Annotated in this window: 18 protein-coding genes and 1 rRNA gene; 13 read left to right on the forward strand and 6 right to left on the reverse strand. The window is 39.1% G+C overall.

Annotated elements, in window-relative coordinates; all coding sequences use genetic code 11:
* Positions 1 to 147 precede the first annotated feature (147 nt).
* Positions 148 to 262, forward strand: a 5S ribosomal RNA gene (gene rrf, locus ACHUE3_RS11335).
* Positions 263 to 720: 458 nt separating this feature from the next.
* On the opposite strand, the gene ACHUE3_RS11340 is transcribed toward rrf, so the two are convergent.
* The 3 genes from ACHUE3_RS11340 to ACHUE3_RS11350 all read right to left on the reverse strand — a co-directional run bounded on the left by ACHUE3_RS11340 (position 721) and on the right by ACHUE3_RS11350 (position 2127).
* Complete coding sequence (locus ACHUE3_RS11340; protein ID WP_394192538.1) at positions 721 to 1146, reverse strand: secondary thiamine-phosphate synthase enzyme YjbQ; 426 nt, start codon at positions 1144 to 1146, stop codon at positions 721 to 723.
* Entirely contained in the window at positions 1143 to 1610 is a 468-nt protein-coding gene (locus ACHUE3_RS11345) for a chemotaxis protein CheX (protein ID WP_058561911.1), read from the reverse strand. Before ACHUE3_RS11345 ends, ACHUE3_RS11340 begins: the two co-directional genes overlap by 4 nt.
* 82 nt (positions 1611 to 1692) lie before the next feature.
* Complete coding sequence (locus tag ACHUE3_RS11350) at positions 1693 to 2127, reverse strand: transcriptional repressor (protein WP_058561910.1); 435 nt, start codon at positions 2125 to 2127, stop codon at positions 1693 to 1695.
* A 93-nt stretch (positions 2128 to 2220) separates the two neighbouring features.
* Here ACHUE3_RS11350 and ACHUE3_RS11355 point away from each other — a divergent pair, with 93 nt between their 5' ends.
* The 10 genes from ACHUE3_RS11355 (at position 2221) to ACHUE3_RS11400 (ending at position 10831) form a co-directional block, all read left to right on the forward strand.
* Positions 2221 to 2841, forward strand: coding sequence for a MarC family protein (locus ACHUE3_RS11355; RefSeq protein ID WP_394192539.1), 621 nt, complete (start codon positions 2221 to 2223; stop codon positions 2839 to 2841).
* 266 nt (positions 2842 to 3107) lie between these two features.
* Positions 3108 to 3998 carry a DUF3369 domain-containing protein gene (locus ACHUE3_RS11360; protein WP_394192540.1) on the forward strand — a complete coding sequence of 297 codons (891 nt, stop codon included), beginning with the start codon at positions 3108 to 3110 and terminating at the stop codon, positions 3996 to 3998.
* Positions 3999 to 4002: 4 nt separating this feature from the next.
* Entirely contained in the window at positions 4003 to 5739 is a 1737-nt protein-coding gene (locus tag ACHUE3_RS11365; protein ID WP_394192541.1) for an ATP-binding protein, read from the forward strand.
* A gap of 244 nt (positions 5740 to 5983) precedes the next feature.
* Entirely contained in the window at positions 5984 to 6994 is a 1011-nt protein-coding gene (gene dusA, locus ACHUE3_RS11370) for a tRNA dihydrouridine(20/20a) synthase DusA (protein WP_394192542.1), read from the forward strand.
* A gap of 235 nt (positions 6995 to 7229) precedes the next feature.
* Positions 7230 to 7898 carry a PspA/IM30 family protein gene (locus ACHUE3_RS11375; protein WP_394192543.1) on the forward strand — a complete coding sequence of 223 codons (669 nt, stop codon included), beginning with the start codon at positions 7230 to 7232 and terminating at the stop codon, positions 7896 to 7898.
* A gap of 12 nt (positions 7899 to 7910) precedes the next feature.
* Positions 7911 to 8114: a PspC domain-containing protein gene (locus ACHUE3_RS11380; protein ID WP_058561887.1), complete on the forward strand. Its 204-nt coding sequence runs from the start codon at positions 7911 to 7913 to the stop codon at positions 8112 to 8114.
* Between the two features lie 13 nt (positions 8115 to 8127).
* Complete coding sequence (locus ACHUE3_RS11385) at positions 8128 to 8454, forward strand: hypothetical protein (RefSeq protein ID WP_394192544.1); 327 nt, start codon at positions 8128 to 8130, stop codon at positions 8452 to 8454.
* A 98-nt stretch (positions 8455 to 8552) separates the two neighbouring features.
* Positions 8553 to 9071, forward strand: coding sequence for a copper chaperone PCu(A)C (locus ACHUE3_RS11390; protein WP_394192545.1), 519 nt, complete (start codon positions 8553 to 8555; stop codon positions 9069 to 9071).
* An 8-nt stretch (positions 9072 to 9079) separates the two neighbouring features.
* Positions 9080 to 10066, forward strand: coding sequence for a DUF2333 family protein (locus ACHUE3_RS11395; RefSeq protein WP_394192546.1), 987 nt, complete (start codon positions 9080 to 9082; stop codon positions 10064 to 10066).
* A 3-nt stretch (positions 10067 to 10069) separates the two neighbouring features.
* Positions 10070 to 10831: a TIGR04219 family outer membrane beta-barrel protein gene (locus ACHUE3_RS11400; RefSeq protein ID WP_394192547.1), complete on the forward strand. Its 762-nt coding sequence runs from the start codon at positions 10070 to 10072 to the stop codon at positions 10829 to 10831.
* A gap of 18 nt (positions 10832 to 10849) precedes the next feature.
* Here ACHUE3_RS11400 and ACHUE3_RS11405 read toward each other — a convergent pair whose 3' ends face one another.
* Together ACHUE3_RS11405 and ACHUE3_RS11410 are read right to left on the reverse strand one after the other, a co-directional pair.
* Positions 10850 to 11737, reverse strand: a complete 888-nt coding sequence (locus ACHUE3_RS11405; protein ID WP_394192548.1) for a TIGR03899 family protein — start codon at positions 11735 to 11737, stop codon at positions 10850 to 10852.
* Position 11738: 1 nt separating this feature from the next.
* Positions 11739 to 12146 carry an SRPBCC family protein gene (locus tag ACHUE3_RS11410; protein ID WP_394192549.1) on the reverse strand — a complete coding sequence of 136 codons (408 nt, stop codon included), beginning with the start codon at positions 12144 to 12146 and terminating at the stop codon, positions 11739 to 11741.
* A gap of 283 nt (positions 12147 to 12429) precedes the next feature.
* Here ACHUE3_RS11410 and ACHUE3_RS11415 point away from each other — a divergent pair, with 283 nt between their 5' ends.
* Together ACHUE3_RS11415 and ACHUE3_RS11420 are read left to right on the forward strand one after the other, a co-directional pair.
* On the forward strand, positions 12430 to 14625 hold the full coding sequence (locus ACHUE3_RS11415) for a bifunctional diguanylate cyclase/phosphodiesterase (RefSeq protein WP_394192550.1): 2196 nt from the start codon (positions 12430 to 12432) through the stop codon (positions 14623 to 14625).
* Positions 14626 to 14729: 104 nt separating this feature from the next.
* Positions 14730 to 16904: a YgiQ family radical SAM protein gene (locus ACHUE3_RS11420; RefSeq protein WP_394192551.1), complete on the forward strand. Its 2175-nt coding sequence runs from the start codon at positions 14730 to 14732 to the stop codon at positions 16902 to 16904.
* A 61-nt stretch (positions 16905 to 16965) separates the two neighbouring features.
* Here ACHUE3_RS11420 and ACHUE3_RS11425 read toward each other — a convergent pair whose 3' ends face one another.
* Complete coding sequence (locus tag ACHUE3_RS11425; RefSeq protein ID WP_394192552.1) at positions 16966 to 19725, reverse strand: S9 family peptidase; 2760 nt, start codon at positions 19723 to 19725, stop codon at positions 16966 to 16968.
* Positions 19726 to 19740 lie beyond the last annotated feature (15 nt).

Below are 19740 nucleotides of genomic sequence, written 5' to 3' on the forward strand. Positions count from 1 at the left end.
AGGCTTAACCATACAACGCCAAACGCGTTTTATGTGATAGTGAAACAAGCGAAGAAGTTAATAGACTAAAGTAGATTACTGAAGACTTTATTATCAGAAATTCCAAATTTTAGTAAGTTCGATTAGTTCGACCTTACACCAAATTTGCTTGGTGACAATAGCGTTTTGGACCCACCTGACCCCATGCCGAACTCAGTAGTGAAACGAAACAGCGCCGATGATAGTGTAGCATTTGTTATGTGAAAGTAGGTCATCGCCAGGCTCCAAATACAAGAAAGCCCGACTCGAAAGAGTTGGGCTTTTTTACGTCTGAAAGAAAGTTACCGAGTAGCATAGTATCAACCTGACCACCGTAGCGTGGGTTGAGTAATTGATACCCACGGATAAAAGAACGCAACGACCCGCTCAGAGCCCAGTGAGTCCTTTTTAAATAATATTAAACGTACATTGTGTATGAAAGTAGGTCATCCTACTGCGTAGCGCACCATGGCTCCAAACAAGAGAAACCCGTTACAGCAATGTGACGTTTTTTTGTTGTCTGGAATAAAGTTATAGCTCTCAGCAACACAGTGCCAATCTGACCACCGTAGCGTGGGTTGAGTAATTGATACCCACGGATAAAAGAACGCCACGACCACCTGAGAGCCTAAGTTACATCATTAAAAACATTAGATTACTTTGTTATGTGGCTCTTTATTGCTGTAGGTATTCGCACTCAGCTCAAACTTGACCTTGCAAGGTTGCTACGATGCGCCGGCTACCACCATGATCTCTGTGCTCGCCAAGGTAGACTCCTTGCCATGTGCCGAGCTGTAAACGACCATTGCTTATTGGAATTGATAGCTCACAGCCTATTGTGCTGGTTTTTATGTGCGCCGGCATGTCGTCATCACCTTCATAATCATGGCGGTAATAAGGCTGGCACTGAGGAACAAATTTATTAAAATGACTTTCCATATCCATACGAACTGTTGGATCGGCATTTTCGTTGATTGTTAGACTTGCAGAGGTGTGTTGTATAAACAAGTGAAGTAAGCCAATTTTATAATTCGCTAACTCAGGAAGTTGTGAAGTAATCTCGTCATCAATAATATGAAAACCTCGCGAACGAGGTTTTAAATTAATCGTTTTTTGTAACCAACTCATAGTTTATCAAAGCTGACTTCAATATTTGCGTTACCTGAATCTGAAGTGAAAGGGATTAAAATTTTTGCCCCTTCGCTTTTATGAGTAATAGTATGACCTTCACCTGATACAACGATAGGTGTTGCCATATCAAAATCATATCCTTTCTCACCAAGTAGATTCTTTGCTCCACCTGTAACCATGTTTGTAATTTCGCCAACCATATCAGTAACTTCTTCGTTTACAGAATCAGGTCGCTCGCCAAGCATGCGTTCCATAATTGTAAGCGCTAAACTTTTATCAAAGGTGATAGAAAAAGAACCTTTGGTTTGAGGGCCTACCATACCTATCAATCCTGAAACATCACCGCAGGCAATTTCATCTTTTTTGATTCTAGGCTTTCCTGGCTTTAACTCTGTTTGCGCCATTGTGCTCAATACATTTAACAAGGAAGCTAGAAAAGGATTGATAAACTCTACATTCATTGTTACTTATCCCTTAAGTTTGGCAGTTAAACTGCGTTTATATACTTTAAAGTGTAGTGCTTTATTTTAGCTCTGCACTTTATTATTCTTTACACGATGCACATTGTCCATGCGCTTCAATTGTTTGACCCGAGACTATAAAGCCACTTTCAGCCGCTAAACTATTTAGTTCGTGCGATATGAGGGTCGAGTGTAATTCTTTTACAAAACCACAACTGTCACAAATTAAAAGTTGTACAGGGTGTATATGATCAAAGTGATGACACAGCATAAATGCATTCGTGCTTTCAATTTTATGTATAAAACCTAATTCAGACAAAAAGTCTAATGCACGGTAAATTGTTGCTGGTTTTGCACCTGATTCAGTTAGTTTTAGCTGTTCAAGTAAATCATACGCGCCAACACCGCCTTGTGCACTTGCGAGAAGGCGAAATACTTTTTCACGGATAGGGGTAAAACGAGCCCCACGGTTGTCGCACACATGTTTTGCTTTACTAACGAGTGATTCTATATTCATCTTCTCTTATCCTTACGCTACCGTGATATACTAACATATTGTATTGTACTTGCAGCGTTTTTATTAGACAGTTTTAATCTAGGAAGTCTAGCAATGAATGAATTATTAGCGATTTTCATATTCTTTTTTGCCGTTATCGATCCCATTGGCACTGTTCCTGTTTTTATTGCAGTAACGCGTGGAGATAGTGAAAAGTTTAAGCGCAAAGTCATTTACAAAGCTGTTGCAGTTTCTGCAGCAGTGCTGCTTTTCTTTGTGGTAGCAGGGGAAGCGTTATTAAACGCAATAGATATTCCACTCTCTGCATTTCAAATTGCGGGTGGGATAGTACTTATGCTATTTGCTTTATCCATGATATTTGGTGAAAGTAAGCCCGAAGAAGAGATTAAAAGCGTAAGAGATAGCACTGAAACTGCTATCTTTCCACTTGCAATTCCCTCTATTGCCAGTCCTGGCGCGATGCTTGGCGCTGTTTTGATGACAAGAAACAATGAATATACATGGGTAGAACAAGCAATTACGTCATCCATGATGTTAGCTGTTTTAGTTGTCGTTTTAATTTTACTTTTGCTGGCCACCCATGTGCATAAATTAATTGGTGACAGTGGTGCGAGTATTATTAGCCGTATAATGGGGCTTATTCTGTCCTCTGTAGCTGTGAATAATATTTTAGATGGCATAGCTCATTATTTTGGTTTAGCTATTTCAGTTTAACTTCCTCTTTTCTGTCAGAGTATTTTTTTCCTTGGGTTATTAGCTTGTATGTTTCAGTAATTATCTGATATTTAAAGGATTATTATGTAGCAGCTAACTGAATAAGCTGCCAGCTAAGCCTATCTTTCCCGATAGCTCGTTTACCAAGTGCGGCTGCTTTTAAGTGATATTAGATGTTCAACGCTATTAATCGCAGATACAATTTTTTGTTAATTAATTTTTCTTTGCTAGATTTAATTTAACGGTATTTCTTTTCTGGAACATACATGGATTGGTTAGCTAAAGACGCAAAGACTAAGCCTAATACTCGAAAGCCTTGGAAAGTATTAATAGTTGATGATGATCAAGAAGTTCATAAGTCTACAAAATTAGCAATGAAACTTTTCGTCTTTATGGGGCGAGAGCTTGAATTCATCAGTGCTTATAGTGGAGCTGAAGCAAAAAATATCCTCAATGAAAAAAATGATATTGCTGTGATTTTATTAGATGTTGTAATGGAAACAGACGATGCAGGGCTAAAGCTAGTAAACTATATCCGCAAAGAGCTTAATAACACAACTACTCGAATTGTACTTAGGACAGGTCAAGCTGGGCTTGCGCCAGAAAGCGAGATTATTAAAAGTTACGATATTGATGGTTATAAAGCTAAAACAGAAATCACACAAAATAGCCTTTATCACCTGTTTTATGTGGCTTTACGATCTTACCGAGATATTTTTCGTTTAGGTAGTTATAAAAATGCACTTAGAGCACTTCTAGGTTCAGTGTTAAAAGTTGATAAGTTAGAGGATTTAGAGTCTTTTTCAGCGCACTTACTACGATATTTAAGCGAAGTACTAGAAGCGTATGAAGCCGAATTAGTTGTTAATAAAAAAACAGCCTCTCAAATCACTATCAAAAGTGCAAAGCGCCCAGTCTTTAATGCAAAAGTAGATAACATACCTGCTTTTGATATTTCGTCGTTTATTAATAAAGTGTCAAAAGCTAAAACTATGCTTTATGAAGAGAAATTTGTTGGGATTTACTATTTAAGCCATCAAAATACAGAAGCAATTATTGTATTAGAGGTTGAGTCAGAGCTTGACAGTAATGCGATTGAATTGGTGGAAATATTTGCAGAGCATGTGTGCTCACTAATAGAAAAGTTAAAAGGGTAACCGCATGCAGAATTTTGATATTGGTAAAATAATATCATCTTTAAAATCTTCATATGGTAAAGATTTTTTAGATACGATTACCATGCAGCTTCATAAATCTATTGGTTCTCAGTTTACATTTATTGCTAAGTTAGACAAAGCTAGGTTTGTTTCTCAAACTTTATCATTGGTTGTGGGGGATGACTTTGCTGAAAACTTTGAATACTCCCTTGAAAATACGCCCTGTGCAGATGTTAGTAATGATTCTACATGTATATACCCACATAAAATTTGTAGCTTATACCCAAAAGATCAACTCCTGATCGACATGAATGTTGATGGCTATGTAGGCGCCCCTTTACATGATTCGAAAGGGGATATTTTTGGGTTAGTTGTTGCTTTATATACTGATCCAATTAAAAACGCTGACGATGTTGCCGCCTTATTTGAGCTGTTTGCTGGTCGAATATCCGCAGAAGTAGAGCGAGCTGAAAATGAATTAGCGCTAAGTGAATTAAATCAGCATTTAGAGCAAAAAGTTGTGTATAGAACGTTCGAACTTGAGAATGTAATTAAACAATTGAAAAGCTCGCAGCAGCAACTGATAGAACAAGAAAAACTAGCGTCACTCGGAAGGCTTGTTGCCGGAGTGGCGCACGAGGTTAATACGCCGCTTGGAGTTGCTGTTTTAGGTAACTCTACAATGCTTTGTGGGTTAAAACAGTTAGAGGCAAAACTAATTGATGGCTCGTTAAGTAAAAGTGATTTAGAAGTATTTATTAACGATGGCAAAGAATCTGGTCACGCTGTAGAGTTTAATCTAAATCGCGCAAGTGAGTTAGTTGCTAACTTTAAGCAAATGGCTACAGATTTTCACAGTGATCCAAAAGGTGAAGTAAATCTTTGCGATTGGATACACTCAATCTCTACCAGCTTAAAACCCTTACTGAAAAAACCTGGGATCCATTTAAATTTATCACTCCCTGATCAGTGTATTGTGGTATCTACTTATCCTTCTAGATTAGCGCAAGTGATTACTAACTTAGTAACTAATTCAATTGATCATGCTTTCCCTAATGACTTTGAAGTTAGCCACAAAGAAATCACTATTAGCCTTACAGGAAACAGCTATAAATATGCCATAGTAGTGTCTGATAATGGTATTGGAATGGATAAAGATACTAAGTCGAAAATATTTGACCCATTTTACACAACCAACCGTGTTGCAGGTGGAATGGGTCTTGGAATGACGATTGTACATAATTTAGTAACGAGTTCTTTAAATGGTCGATTTACGATAGAGAGTGCTATAAACAAAGGAACAACAATACATATAAATTTTGATAATACCGTAACTGAAAAGAATTCACTAAAAGGCAGTTTTATAAGATCAACATCTGATTATTATCAATTTTATATAACTTTTCATGAGCTCTTTATTAATAAAAATGATGAAATTAAGGAGCTATTTCAACGTGTTGATTTAGAGCGACAGCAAAGAATGATTTTGCAATCAATCAACTTGTTTATTGAAAGTACAGACGATTTAGATGCGCTATTTGCAAGTGATTCATTCAAAGACATTATTGAAAAGCATAAACATATGGGTATTAATCAGGATTTAGTCGCTACTTGGAAAGATTGCTTAATTGAAACTATTGCACAATTTGATTGTGAGTTTAATAATGAACTGCAAGTCATATGGAGCAACTCGCTCACTAACTTTACAACTGGCTTTATGAAACAGATCAACAACCAGTAGCATTGAATGATGCAACCTTATATCGGTAACAAGAAACCTTCAGCTCTAGGCTCATGATGACACTCTTTCACTGAATATTTTGTACTGGACGTGTATAATAGCGCTAACAAAATTTAGTAAGTATCACATTTAAATGCTAAGCATAATATTGTGTGCTTAATAATAAATATAGCCAATGGCGCTCAATTTTTGGGTGTTAGCACAATAGCAGTAGTGCAGGGTCATTCAGAGCGATTAAGGTAGTATGAGTATTAAAGTAACCACGGACTCTTGTCCAGCAAAACCACATGATTCAAAATTTAGACGCTTCTCAGTAGCCCCCATGCTTGATTGGACTGATCGTCACTGTCGCACATTTCATCGTAAAATGACAAAATATACTGTTTTGTACACGGAAATGGTGACCACTGGCGCTATATTATTTGGTCGTGGTGATTACCTTCATTTCAATCAACATGAAGGACCAGTTGCTTTGCAGTTAGGTGGCTCTGATCCTGATTCACTTGCTAAATGTGCCAAACTTGCTGGCGAACGTGGCTATAATGAGATTAACTTGAATGTTGGATGTCCTTCAGATCGTGTTCAAAATGGTCGTTTTGGTGCGTGTCTAATGGGAGAGCCGCAATTAGTCGCTGAGTGCGTTGCAGCGATGAAAGCACAAGTTGATGTTCCGGTAACCGTAAAAACTCGTATTGGTATTGATGAACAAGATTCATATGAGTTTTTATGTGAGCTAATTGAAGCCAGTCATAAGGTGGGTTGCGATGATTTTATCATTCATGCTCGCAAAGCGTGGCTTAAAGGCTTAAGCCCAAAAGAAAATCGTGAAGTTCCTCCTCTTGATTACCCGCGTGTTTATCAGCTGAAAAAAGATTACCCTCAGCTGCACTTAAGCCTTAATGGTGGTGTAAAGACAATTGCTGACAGTAAAACACATCTTGAGTCTGTAGATGGCATAATGATAGGCCGTGAGGCTTATAGTAATCCATTTATTTTAAGCGAAGTCGATGAAGCCATTTATAACGAACAGGCTTTTACTTTATCTCGCCATGATGTAGTACGCTCAATGTATGATTATATTGAGTCTGAGATGCAGCAAGGTGCAAATTTTTGGCATATTGCACGCCACATGTTGGGTATTTTTCAAGGCCAGCCAGGCGCAAGGGGGTTCCGTCGTCATTTATCTGAAAATGGACATGGAAAACAGGCTGATTTATCAGTGATGGATAAAGCACTCAGCTTTGTTCCCGAGTAGGTTTTTACCGAATACCAATAAAGCCGCTTTTCAGCGGTTTTTTTGATCCTAAAAATTAGTCAAAACATTCATTTTTTAGTTAATTTAACTTTTTCATTCAGTCTCAAGTCATTTTTTAGTTTTCAATATTAAGCTTAACTATCTGAAATAAATAATATAAATGTATTTTCATTTAACTTGGCACAAGTCTTGGAATCTCCTAGTGGTAATCACCCATATTCAATAGGAGAAAGTCATGAGCTTAGTAAATCGCGTAACAGATCTCATTCAATCAAATTTAGTATCGGTATTAGATAAAGCCGAAGATCCAGAAAAACTACTTGCTTTACTTATTCAGCAAATGCAAGAAACCCTAGACGAATGTCGCTCAACGGCAGCTGTTATCTTATGTGAAGAAAAGGCATTAAAGCGAGAACAAAAAAACAAGCAGGCAAGTATTGAACAATGGCAAGTAAAGGCTGAAATTGCTGTTGAAAAAGGCAGAGACGATTTAGCTACCGCAGCTTTAAAAGAGAAGCAAAAAGTATCTGCTGACTTGACGGCGATAGAGCCAGAACTCACTAAGCTAGCAGCTTCTCTGGCGACATTACAAGAAGATGCTCAGCGATTGCAGAATAAATTAACTGAGGCAAAAGCAAAGCTTGCTAGTTTTCAACAGGCACACAATGTAGTTGCTGCAAGGGTGCGAGTTAATCACCAGCTTAACAGTAACAAAGTTGCAGATGCACTATCTCGTTTTGACGTGATAGAGCGCCGTGTAGAGTCAATTGAATCTCAAGTTGAAGCATACGACATTACAAAATCTGCTAATAGCACAGCAGAACAAATCGATGCATTAGTAAAAAATGAGTCTATCGATAAAGAGCTGGCAGCGCTTAAAGCTAGCCTAAAACAAAGTGCCTAGGAGTAAATAAAGATGAATACATATAATAACCAAACACGTTGGAAAAAAGATCCACTGAATAAAAAGATTTCAGGTGTCTGTAGTGGTTTTGCGCGTCGTTTTGATTTTCCTATATGGGCTACGCGTTTAGTGACTATTTTACTTTTAATTCAGTTTCCATTGTTTATAGGTGGTGGTTACCTTGCCGCACATTTTTGTTTAGATAGTGAAGTATAGTGGGGGGAGTGTCATGAAATTTATTGCAGTGTGCTTATTACTCATCGTAATTATAACGTGGAGCCCATTTGAAATAGTGCAGTTTGATTCATGGCAGCTCCCTTTAATCATTGCAGACTTGAGTTGGGTTGGTATTGAGTTATTTGGTGTACTCGTAGCTATTATTGCAGCTATTGCAGCTATTGCATTGCTCAGTGCAGGTTTGTTAGGTGCTGGGATCATAGTTTGCATTGGAGTGATCTTAGCTCTGTTATTTGGATCTGTAGTTATTGCATGGCCGCTAATATTGATCGTTTGTTTGTGTTGGCTTATAGCTGATAATAAAAAAGTCGCGCAATAGTGTGGTGATATATGTTGCTGAATTACTAATATTACTGACTATTTTTTCGCAAATATGCTAAATTTAGTCTACAAAATGATTTATTAACAGGGAACGAAATGACTTTTAAACCATTAATCGCACTGCTGTCATCGGCTATTTTAGGTATGAGTTTATATTCATCATGTGGCCAAGCTCATTCAGAGCATCATCATGACACAGATAGTCAGGTTATCGTTAACAATGCGCAAGTTCGGGCTTTTTTACCAGCTAGTCACTCGACCGTTGGGTATTTAAGTATCGTGAACCACGGTGAAAAGTCGATTCAACTTACCAAAGCAAGCTTAGAAAGTTTAGGGCGTGTTGAAATTCATGAACATACCCATGTTGATGGAGTAATGAAAATGCAGCAAGTCGATTCATTAGTGATAAAAGCACATCAACAAATTGACTTTAAGCCAGGTGGATACCATTTAATGGCTTTTGAGCCAATTGAACCGTTAAAAGTCGGGCAAGAATTAAAACTCACGCTATATTTTAATGACGGAAACCGAGTTTTTACTCAAGCTAAAGTGGTGTCTTTAGAAAGCCAAGTTGAACAAACGTCGCAATCTGATAAAAATCACAAGCATCATTAGGAGGCTGAATGTCACAACATAAAGGGAAAATTATTGGTGCCTTAGTACTAATACTTATCTTATTTTATGCATTAGCGGTGTATTGGAGTGTTGAACCTGAACGCGTCAACGTCGTTACTCATGCAAAGCAGCAAGCGCAAGAGCGGGGTGAGAAGCTCGTTACTGGTTATGTGACAACGTCATCGTTGATTAATGTGACAAGCACATTGTTGAATAAGTCAGGTGGTTACTTATCAAATGATATGATGCCGCCAAGTGTGCTGATGGATAATATGCCAGCTTGGGAGTTCGGGGCTTTAGAGATGTCGCGTGATCTTGCATTATCGATGCGTAAAGATTTTAGCCGCTCACAATCTCAATCTACCGAGCATGAAGCTTTAAAAAAAGCACAACCGCAATTTAACATCAGTTCTGAGGCATGGGCTTGGCCAAGTGCTGAAAGTGAATATCAAAAAGGAATCGATTTTTTAATTCTTTACCGTACGCAAATTGCTGATCAAAGCAATCGTCAGAGTCAGTTTTATGCCCGTGCAGATAACCTTCGTGGCTGGTTAAAAGAAGCAGAAAAACGCCTTGGTAGTTTAAGTCAACGATTGAGCGCTAGTGTTGGGCAAGAACGCCTTAACACTGATTTAGCAGGCGATAAAGAAGCACATCAAGCAACATATACTCCATTACAAAACCAAGTAAAAACCTCATGGTGGGAAATTGATGACGTTTTTTATGAGTCGCGAGGCGCAACTTGGGCTTTATTACATTTTTTGCAAGCTGTAGAATATGATTTTGCTGATGTGCTGGAAAAGAAAAATGCACGCGTTAGCTTACAACAAATTATTCGTGAGTTAGAAGCAACTCAAGAAACTGTTTGGAGTCCGGTGATTTTAAATGGTAATGGTTTTGGCTTAGTGGCAAATCACTCATTGGTAATGGCAAATTATATATCACGGGCCAACGCGGCTCTTATTGAACTTAGCGAACTTTTAGCGCAAGGATAAAACATGAAAAAGTATTGTTTAGCAGCTGCCCTTTCTATGGCATGTTTAGCACCAGCAGCTCATGCTGACACTCTATTAGGTCTGTATGTTGGTGTAGATGGGTGGCAATCAGATAACTCTGGTAGCTTTGCTGATAGTGGTAACATGCAAGATTTTAATTTTGAAGATGAAACATTCATCAGTTATTACGCAGCATTAGAGCATCCTGTGCCGTTGGTACCAAATGTTAAACTAAAGTACACAGAGTTAGAACTAAATGGTTCAACCACGTTAAATGGTACTTTTGAGTTTGGCGGCTCAACCTTTACTACAAATACGACAGCAACAACGGTAAGTGATTTGTCACACGTTGACTATATTCTGTACTACGAAATTTTTGATAACGACCTTATATCAATTGATTTAGGTCTTAATGCAAAACAGTTTGATGGTGACATTGTTGTAACAGGTACAGATAACGGTCAAACAGTAAGTGAGAATATTGATTTTTCAGGCTTTGTTCCACTGGCTTACGGGCGTGCTGAAGTAGGCTTACCGCTTACAGGTTTAAGTGTGTTCTTTGAGGGCAGTTTATTAGCAATTGATGACAGCAAAGTACAAGACTATCAAGCAGGTATTGCTTGGGAGTTGATTGATAACTTAGCTGTAGATGTAGCGATTAAAGCCGGTTACCGCCAAATGACTTTAGAGCTTGATGATATTGATGATCTGTATACCGACATTGATGCCTCAGGCCCATTTGCTGGTATTCAAATTCACTTTTAAGCATTATTTAGCGTGGCACTACTTTTTAAGTGTGTGCCACGTTACATCAAACTCCTCATCTAACGCACTGCTTAATAATTGTTTATAGCCTTTATTTACAGGCATATTTATTAGTTTTCTTAATTCATCACCAGTTTGGGTAAATTTATAGTAGCTTAAAACCAGATCGTTGCTTTTTGGTTTTAACATTGCTTTTTGGTTTAAAAAAGTTAAGTTTAGTTCTTGGCCAGCTTTAAGTGCACCAGACTCTATTTCTTTGCGATAAATCAGACCAATATCCATTAGGGTGAGTATATCTGGAAAGCTGATCCCCGCTCTTCCTAAATTCAGCGAGACTTTATTCCCTTTGCGTAAAAGGTCAAATATAGATGGTTTTTTATAAAAGCCGAGTAAAATTAAATGACTGTCATCCTTTTCGTTGTAACCACAAAGCGCGGTACACTTTTGTAATGCGTCAGCTTCTCGTTGTGTCATTTGTTTTAGAGTTTGCAAACTTTTTATTGAAAAGGTTCCTGGTGCAACCGTTTCTCCAGCAAGTATTTTAGCCCATAATTTTTGCATTGACTCATTAGAGGTGTCTTCACACAGTGCAATAAAACGTTCTACCCAGTCACTATCGGGTTGACCATTACTTGTTACATCTGGGCAAAAGTTAACGGCCATGGCCATAATTGCTTCAATATTTTGCTGCTGATTTATCAGTAAGCGCTGCTGTCTATTTTGAGCACGAGTAAATACCGAGTCTTCACTATTAATTCTAAAGGGGACAGGCGAACGGCCTTGAGCGTCATAGCTCTCATTTTGCACTGAGGGGCGCAGAGCACTATTTTTGACAATGGCATAGCCTAGTTTTGACTCAATGATATTAGCTAAGTTAATTTTAGCCTGCGAAGCTTTAACAGTCATATTAATTATTATCGTCCTTGATTTGCAGTTGCACTGTTGTGCTTAAGTTATTAAGTCCAAGTGCTACAGTATTATTTAAAATATACTGGCTAAAAAGCGCGAGATAACCCCCTACAATTGGCGTAGTGATTTCACCAATCAACTTACACGAGACAATTGTATGCGCTTGCTCTTGAGTAAAAGTGAAAGCTCCACTAACAATATGCTCATTATTAAATAGAATATTAAAATTAATGGAAGAGCTAGTTATGCTGGTGATTGTCATTTCGCCAGTGCCCCATTTACTTTGCCAAAATTGATGCGCGCCTACTCCTGAGCTTGGCTTTGCAAGTTCAAATTGAATACTTGGATCAAGCTTCTCCCATGGAGACCAAGTCTGCCAGTTTGAAAGGTCAGTAATATATGGCATTATCAATTCTTTATTTGCTCTTATATCTAGCTCTTGATTCACCTTATATTGCTGAGGCAGTAATAAGCCAATGACTAATAGGCTTAAACAGAGAATAAATATGAGTTGAATTAACGTTTGTATGATCTTAATGCTTAATCCTTAAAATATAATTTGATTTCAAGTACAACAAGGTGTTATTCATTGACTATAATACGTAATGTGTCATTCATCTATATTAAATAAGACATCATTTAAATTTAAAATAGCTGTTGCACACTGTATTTAAACTGAAGGATTTATAATGTCGTCTAAGCACAGTGACTTTTTGTTTTTTGATCATGAGGAAGAAACTTCTTCACAAAGCGCATCTATGGGCTTTTGGGATGTATTGATTGTTGATGATGATCCTGAAATTCATTCAGTGACTAAGCTTGCACTTTCTGGCGTTGAGTTTTGGGGACGAATACTTCGCTTTCATCATGCGTATTCAGCAGCTGAAGCGATTGAGGTGTTAAGCAAAACAAACTGTATTTCGGTCGTACTATTGGACGTTGTGATGGAGTCTGATGATGCGGGTTTAAATGCGGTCAAACATATCAGAGAAACGCTACAAAACCACACCGTACGCATTATTTTACGAACCGGACAACCCGGTTATGCTCCTGAAGAGCAAGTCATACGCGAATACGATATTAATGACTATAAAACAAAAACAGAATTAACACGTAGTAAACTAGTTACATCCTTGGTGACTGCTATCCGCTCTTACGAGCAAATCTGCAAATTAGAGTACCAAGGCCGGGCGCTCAATAATATCTTATCAGCGTCTAAAGCTATCTTAGGGTTTACTGATATTAAAGCGTTTACTATGGCTGTTATTAAGCAGCTATCAGTAATACTTGATTGCGAGGCGCAAGGCATTGTCTGTGGTTCGCTAGAAGATAATAACCGAATACAGGTGCTGGGTGGTTGCCAAGAATACAGTGATTTTTTTGGCCAAGGGGTCGAGCAATTAGATAATGGCAGAATAATCCTTCAGGTTCAAAAATGTTTTGAGCAGTTAGAGCATCAATACACTGATCACGATGGTACTTTTTTATTAAAGAGTAAAAATCGTCAAGCAGCCATTTTTTTGGAATATGCGTCAAGGCCTAATATTGAGCAGCTTCAATTTGCTGAAATCTTTCTAACAAATGTTAGTGTTGGTCTTGATAATGTAAGACTATTCAATCGCTTAAGAGATGCTGCGTTTAAAGATACGTTAACAGGGCTTTCAAATCGCACTCATTTCATTGAACAAATTGAAAAATACCACAGAGTAAGTCGTAACGAGCATGTATTTGTATTAATCGATGTTGCTAACTTTTCAGATATTAATAATGGCTTAGGTCAAGAAATTGGTAATTACCTACTTATAGCTATTGTAGAGCGTTTACAACAAGAATACCCAAAAGCTGAATTGTTATCACGTATTGGCGCAGATGTTTTTGGCTTTTTAGTCCCTCAACGTGAGTTTGATGAGAGCGAGCTATTTGATAATTTAACGTTGCCCTTTATTGTTGCTGAACATGTATTGCCGATTGAATTTAAAGCAGGGCTATGCGAACAAAAAGATTTTCAAACAACCGGGATACAAACGTTAAAACTCGCTTACATTGCACTAAATCAGGCTAAAAAAGATAAGCGTAATTCAGCCGTTTATTATACACCAGACATGGAAGAGAAAATGGCCTGGCGGCTGGGTATTATTCGTCAGTTACGCCAAGATTTTGAGCGTTCAAAGTTAGTCGTGTGGTATCAGCCTCAACTTGATTTAGATGATCTTGCTTTGATTGGCTGCGAAGCATTATTACGCTGGCCTTCAGGACAGGGAAATTTTATTTCACCCGCCATATTCATTCCTTTGGCAGAAGATGCAGGGTTGATTGTAGACATAGGGCAATGGGTTTTAGAACAAGCGTGCCAACAACATAAGCGCCTTGAAGCACTGGGATTCAAGGTACGTATTGCTGTTAACGTATCTGTGCCGCAATTTAAAGTAAAAAATTATGCCGAGCTGGTTAAGAATACTTTATTGAAATACCAGGTTGACCCTGCATATATAGAGTTAGAAGTAACAGAAAGTGTTGTTATGGATGAACTCGATATCGTCATTGAAACACTGCAACAACTAAAAGTTTTTGGTATTGATGTGGCTATTGATGACTTTGGCACCGGTTTTTCATCGCTTAGTTACTTACAAAAACTCCCCGTTAATCGCTTAAAGATAGATCGTGATTTTATTAAAGATATTCCAGATGAAGACAATGGTGCGATTGCTTCACTTGTGATAGCGCTTGGTGCTCAGTTAGGCTTAAAAACTATTGCTGAAGGGGTAGAAACACAAGCCCAAGCTGACTTTTTGAAGCAGTTAGGTTGTAATGAAGTGCAAGGTTTTATGTATGCTAAGCCCATGCCTGAAAGTGAGCTTATTCAATATCTTGGAAATAAAAAATAGCTTTTATCGCATAGTTCAACGAACACTTACAAAATCGTTAATATCGCTTGAGTATTTATTCGGGTATACTTTGCGGCCATTTTTAAAGCAATTGGTCATATTTTATGAGCGCACTAAAAGCCAAGCGAGCCTTATTCTCGTACCCTAAGTACTGGGCAGAATGTTATGGCACCGCACCATTTTTACCTACAACTCGACAAGATATGGATGCACTTGGCTGGGATAGCTGCGATATCATCATAATTAGTGGCGATGCTTATGTCGATCACCCAAGTTTTGGCATGGCGGTTATTGGCCGAGTACTCGAAGCGCAAGGTTTTAGAGTAGGCATTATTGCCCAGCCAGACTGGCAATCAAAAGATGCCTTTATGGAGCTTGGCCGTCCTAACTTATTCTTTGGTGTGACAGCCGGAAACATGGACTCGATGATCAATCGTTATACCGCTGAAAAGCGTATGCGCCATGACGATGCCTATACTCCGGGTAATGTGGGCGGCAAACGCCCTGATCGTGCCGTGATGATTTACTCACAAAAATGCCGCGAAGCTTATAAAGGTATTCCAATCGTTATTGGTGGTATAGAAGCGAGCCTGCGCCGTATTGCGCATTATGACTATTGGCAAGAAAAAGTACGCCGCAGTATTTTATTTGATGCCAAAGCAGACATTCTTATTTATGGTAATGCTGAGCGCCCGCTGGTGGAAGTTGCTCATCGTATCGCTGCTGGTGAAACCATGGATACCATTCAAGATATTCGTGGTACTGCGGTTATTCGTAAAGAGCCCATGCCTGGTTGGCGCGGCAGTGACTCCACAGCCATTGATAAAATTGGTAAAATTGATCCAATTCCAAATCCGTATGGTGCAGACGATGTAGGCTGTAGTAAAAGTGAATTCAAACAAGCCGGCATCGATTTACAAGCCGAGGCGGCCAAGCCTATTACTATACAACCTGCACGCCCTAAACCATGGGAAAAAACTTACGTTAAGTTACCCGCGTTTGAGCAAGTAAGCGTTAACAAGCCGCTGTATGCGCATGCCTCACGTATTTTGCATCAAGAAACAAACCCTGGCTGTGCGCGTGCGTTATTCCAGCGTCATGGCGATCGCTCTATTTGGGTAAACCCGCCAGCATATCCGCTGGAGACTCATGAAATGGATGCCGTATTTGGCCTGCCGTATCAGCGTATACCGCACCCAAGTTATGGTGATGCGAAAATTCCTGCGTACGACATGATCAAAACCTCGGTGAATATTATGCGTGGTTGTTTTGGAGGTTGCTCTTTCTGTTCAATTACAGAGCATGAAGGGCGTATTATTCAAAGTCGCTCACAAGAGTCGATCATTGATGAAATTGAACAAATTCGCGATAAAGTACCAGGCTTTACTGGGGTAATCTCAGATTTAGGTGGCCCTACTGCGAACATGTATAAGCTGCGTTGTAAAAGCAAAAAAGCCGAGAGTACCTGTCGTCGTTTATCGTGTGTTTACCCTGATATATGTAAGCACATGGATACTGATCACACTCCAACTATCGATCTTTATAAAAAAGCCCGTGAAGTAAAAGGCATCAAAAAAATCTTGATTGCATCAGGTGTACGTTATGATATTGCAGTACAAGATCCACGCTATATAAAAGAGCTGGTGACTCACCATGTAGGCGGCTACTTAAAAATAGCCCCAGAGCATACTGAAGACGGGCCACTATCAAAAATGATGAAGCCTGGTATGGGCGCGTATGACCAATTTAAAGAGCTGTTTGATAAGTACTCTAAAGAAGCGGGTAAAAAGCAGTATTTGATCCCGTATTTTATCTCGGCTCATCCAGGCACAAAAGATGAAGACATGGTAAATATGGCGCTATGGCTTAAATCAAATGACTTTAAGCTCGACCAAGTGCAAAACTTTTATCCGTCACCAATGGCTAATGCAACCACTATTTATCATACTGAGATGAATTCTCTGCGCAATATTAAAAATAATACTGAGCAAGTGGCTGTGCCAAAAGGTGCGCGTCAGCGTCGCTTACATAAAGCCATTTTACGCTATCATGACCCTGCTGGTTGGCCGATGATCCGTGAAGCGCTACGCAAAATGGGTAAAGCAAAACTCATTGGTAAAGGCCCTAACTGTTTAGTGCCAGAAGAAAGCCGCGATGAAAAATCAGCTAAAGCAAGCAAGGGCGGACGTCCTGCTTTGAGTCGCCATACTGGCTTTAGTCAGTTTAAAAAGGCCAATACCAAACCAAAAGTGGGTGGTAATCGCCAGCGAGCAAGGTAACTTAAGCACTCATAAAAACGCCCAGCATTTGCTGGGCGTTTTTGCTTATGGTTTGGGTATATTACTCTGCAATAAACGCTTCACCTTCAGTCATCCACTTAGCGGCAGGTTTGCCTTTTAAGTAATGATCAAAGTACTGCATCATGCGAATAGAGAAATCTACTTGATTCGGGAATTTCTTTAAGTGATGCGGTTCACCTTCGTACTGTAAGAAAGTGGCATCTTTACCAGCACGGCGCAGTGCTAAGTAATATTGCACACCTTCATGCCATGGCACAGCGTCATCTTTATCACCAAACATAATTAAGATAGGAGTATTAACTTTATCGGCAAAAAACACTGGTGAATTTTCAATATAAAGCTCAGGTGCCTCAAATAAGTTTTTACCGATACGGCTTTGCCCTGTTTCATACTGGAACTGACGCGCAAGGCCTGATTTTAAGCGAATACCACTGTAGGCACTGGTCATGTTAGAGACTGGCGCACCGGATACCACCGCTTTAAACATGTCAGTTTCGGTGATCATAAATGCACTTTGATAACCTGCCCATGAATGGCCTTGTAAGCCAATTTTACCTGGATCGGCAATCCCTAACTCAATTAGCTTTTGGGTGGCGTTAATCATAGTTTGCGTTGATGATTTACCTGGGTGGCCTATTTCAAAGCGAATATCAGGTAAAAAGATTGCGTAACCGTTTGAAGTGAACATTGGGAAATTAGGGCGATGATTGAGCTCCATTTTTGGAAAGTCATACATGCGCTGACTCATATAGCGGTAAAAATACACCACAACTGGTACTTTATCGCCTTTTTTATAGCCCGCAGGTTTAATGAGTACGCCTTGTAGGTCTTCACCATCAAAGCCTTTATAGTCGATAAGCTCTGGCTCTTGGCCCCACGCAAAGTTATTAACTTGTGGATTTAAGTTCGTGACTTTTTGAGGCTTATTAAAGCTAAAATCAGTCTGATAAATATCAGGGAACTGCTGATACGTTTGCTCAGTAAACAAGTACTTATTAGCATGTTTGGCTTTTTTAATAACGTCAAAGCGCTTGTTACCTGTTAATACCTTAGTAATTGCGTTATCACCTAGGTTTAATTTGGCAACTTCAGTTTGCTTATCTTTTAAGTTCGTTGCACTGACGAGTAATGTTTGGCCTTTATTAAAACCAACCAGCTCTTTATCAAGCTTAATAACGCGATACTGAGTATTGCTTTGTTTGCCATTAGTTAATCGGGTGGCTTGTTGCGTGGTTACATCGAACGCCCAAATATCGTATTTGCTATAAACAAGTACTTGGCTGCTGTCGTTTAGCCAGCCGGCAAAACCATAACCTGGTTGTGCTGACGGGTAGTCGTGCTTATCATCAGCAAACGTTGCTTGAATAGCTTTGGTTAAGGTGCTTACTTTGTTGTTAGCTAGGTCTTTCAACTGTACTTGGCTGTCATTAAAGTAAGCGGCAAATTCACCATTTGGTGAAAGGCTTGGTCTAAATGGATAATCTTTAATAATTGACTTTTGCGCACCCGTTTTTACATCAACCGCATAATAATCAGCAAAAAAGCCGCCATACATAATTCGCTCAAGATAGGCTTGGTTGTTATAACCAAGCAGTGCATCACGCTTGGTATTAAGTGCAACCTCTGGCATTTCAGGGGTGCTCAATTGCACTGATTTATTATTGTTTAGAAAATAAACGCTTTGATAATGGCGGTTTTTATTGGCTCTATTCCATTGTTGTTCTTCACGCGGCTTAATTTCAGCATCGTTATTGTGCCAAACATTTAAGCCTTTTTGGTCGCGAATAGTATCGTAGTCATATAGTGATGCTTCATCGCTATATTCTTTTGCTTTTACTTTAGCTGCAAGCTTAGGTCTGTTTTCAAAGTAAAGGCGCTCACCATCTTCTGACCATTCAAGCTTGGCCGTTTTACCTATTTGCCATGTTGTATCAGCCGATTTTATATCAGTTAGTTGCTCGTTTTTATAAAGCTTTAACTGATAGTCACGACGGCGCATATCATCATTAACATAATTGCCTAGAGTAAAGGCTACAATGTTTTGCGTGGGATGCCATGCAATTTTATTAACCACAACACCGGGCTCATCAATGAGCACGCTGCTGGTAAAGTCATTATTAAGCGTGAGCAGGGTTACTTGGTTGTCTGTGCCATCTTTGTCTATTTGGCTTGCAAGTAACTGGCTCGCGTCACTACTTATTGCGTAGCTGAATACCTGAGAAATCGTTTGGCTGGTTTTATTGTTTAAGTTAACAATAACTAAATCAAAAGCGGTGTCTTTTTTATCAGGTTTGATTTCACTTGTTTTGTCTTTATCGGCACCACTTGAATCATCTTCTTTATCGGCTTTTTTGTTTAAGCGATAAGCGAGCCAGTTACCGTTATCTGACAGTTTGTAGTCTTTTACATCATCAAACTGTTGCTGCTCACCACTGAGAGTATTAACTAACACGAGGTTATTTTTAAGTGTGTCTTTCTTTTTAGTAGTTTCTTTTTCGAGCAAAGTAGGGACTTGGGTAAACACCACCCAGTTTGCCGCTTTGTTTATTGTTGGCTTTGTACCGCGTGGTACTTCTGCAATCAATTTGTTATTAGTTAGGTTATAAACTTGGCCAGTTGCATCACCACGGTAGGGTTTGGCGCTAAAGGTAAGGATGTTACCATCTTCAGACAGCTGAGTGCCTTTTGCTGCTTTAAAATCAAATACATCTTTAAACTGCAGTGCATCTTTGGCTGTAGCCGCTGCACTACCTAAGCTTGCCACTAAGGCAATACTAAGTAGGGATAATTGCGCTTTCATTATTAATTCTCGTTT

It is taken from the genome of Pseudoalteromonas atlantica (genome assembly GCF_043641955.1).
Taxonomy (GTDB): domain Bacteria; phylum Pseudomonadota; class Gammaproteobacteria; order Enterobacterales; family Alteromonadaceae; genus Pseudoalteromonas; species Pseudoalteromonas atlantica_A.

What these genes read in the sequence shown, in the direction of transcription:
- ACHUE3_RS11425 (WP_394192552.1), bottom strand. Translation starts at nt 19,725, where the DNA reads ATGAAAGCGCAATTATCCCTACTTAGTATTGCCTTAGTGGCAAGCTTA.
- ACHUE3_RS11405 (WP_394192548.1), bottom strand. Translation starts at nt 11,737, where the DNA reads ATGACTGTTAAAGCTTCGCAGGCTAAAATTAACTTAGCTAATATCATT.
- ACHUE3_RS11380 (WP_058561887.1), top strand. Translation starts at nt 7,911, where the DNA reads ATGAATACATATAATAACCAAACACGTTGGAAAAAAGATCCACTGAAT.
- ACHUE3_RS11410 (WP_394192549.1), bottom strand. Translation starts at nt 12,146, where the DNA reads ATGCCATATATTACTGACCTTTCAAACTGGCAGACTTGGTCTCCATGG.
- ACHUE3_RS11415 (WP_394192550.1), top strand. Translation starts at nt 12,430, where the DNA reads ATGTCGTCTAAGCACAGTGACTTTTTGTTTTTTGATCATGAGGAAGAA.
- ACHUE3_RS11375 (WP_394192543.1), top strand. Translation starts at nt 7,230, where the DNA reads ATGAGCTTAGTAAATCGCGTAACAGATCTCATTCAATCAAATTTAGTA.
- ACHUE3_RS11355 (WP_394192539.1), top strand. Translation starts at nt 2,221, where the DNA reads ATGAATGAATTATTAGCGATTTTCATATTCTTTTTTGCCGTTATCGAT.
- ACHUE3_RS11345 (WP_058561911.1), bottom strand. Translation starts at nt 1,610, where the DNA reads ATGAATGTAGAGTTTATCAATCCTTTTCTAGCTTCCTTGTTAAATGTA.
- ACHUE3_RS11360 (WP_394192540.1), top strand. Translation starts at nt 3,108, where the DNA reads ATGGATTGGTTAGCTAAAGACGCAAAGACTAAGCCTAATACTCGAAAG.
- ACHUE3_RS11340 (WP_394192538.1), bottom strand. Translation starts at nt 1,146, where the DNA reads ATGAGTTGGTTACAAAAAACGATTAATTTAAAACCTCGTTCGCGAGGT.
- ACHUE3_RS11390 (WP_394192545.1), top strand. Translation starts at nt 8,553, where the DNA reads ATGACTTTTAAACCATTAATCGCACTGCTGTCATCGGCTATTTTAGGT.
- ACHUE3_RS11385 (WP_394192544.1), top strand. Translation starts at nt 8,128, where the DNA reads ATGAAATTTATTGCAGTGTGCTTATTACTCATCGTAATTATAACGTGG.
- dusA (WP_394192542.1), top strand. Translation starts at nt 5,984, where the DNA reads ATGAGTATTAAAGTAACCACGGACTCTTGTCCAGCAAAACCACATGAT.
- ACHUE3_RS11420 (WP_394192551.1), top strand. Translation starts at nt 14,730, where the DNA reads ATGAGCGCACTAAAAGCCAAGCGAGCCTTATTCTCGTACCCTAAGTAC.
- ACHUE3_RS11365 (WP_394192541.1), top strand. Translation starts at nt 4,003, where the DNA reads ATGCAGAATTTTGATATTGGTAAAATAATATCATCTTTAAAATCTTCA.
- ACHUE3_RS11395 (WP_394192546.1), top strand. Translation starts at nt 9,080, where the DNA reads ATGTCACAACATAAAGGGAAAATTATTGGTGCCTTAGTACTAATACTT.
- ACHUE3_RS11350 (WP_058561910.1), bottom strand. Translation starts at nt 2,127, where the DNA reads ATGAATATAGAATCACTCGTTAGTAAAGCAAAACATGTGTGCGACAAC.
- ACHUE3_RS11400 (WP_394192547.1), top strand. Translation starts at nt 10,070, where the DNA reads ATGAAAAAGTATTGTTTAGCAGCTGCCCTTTCTATGGCATGTTTAGCA.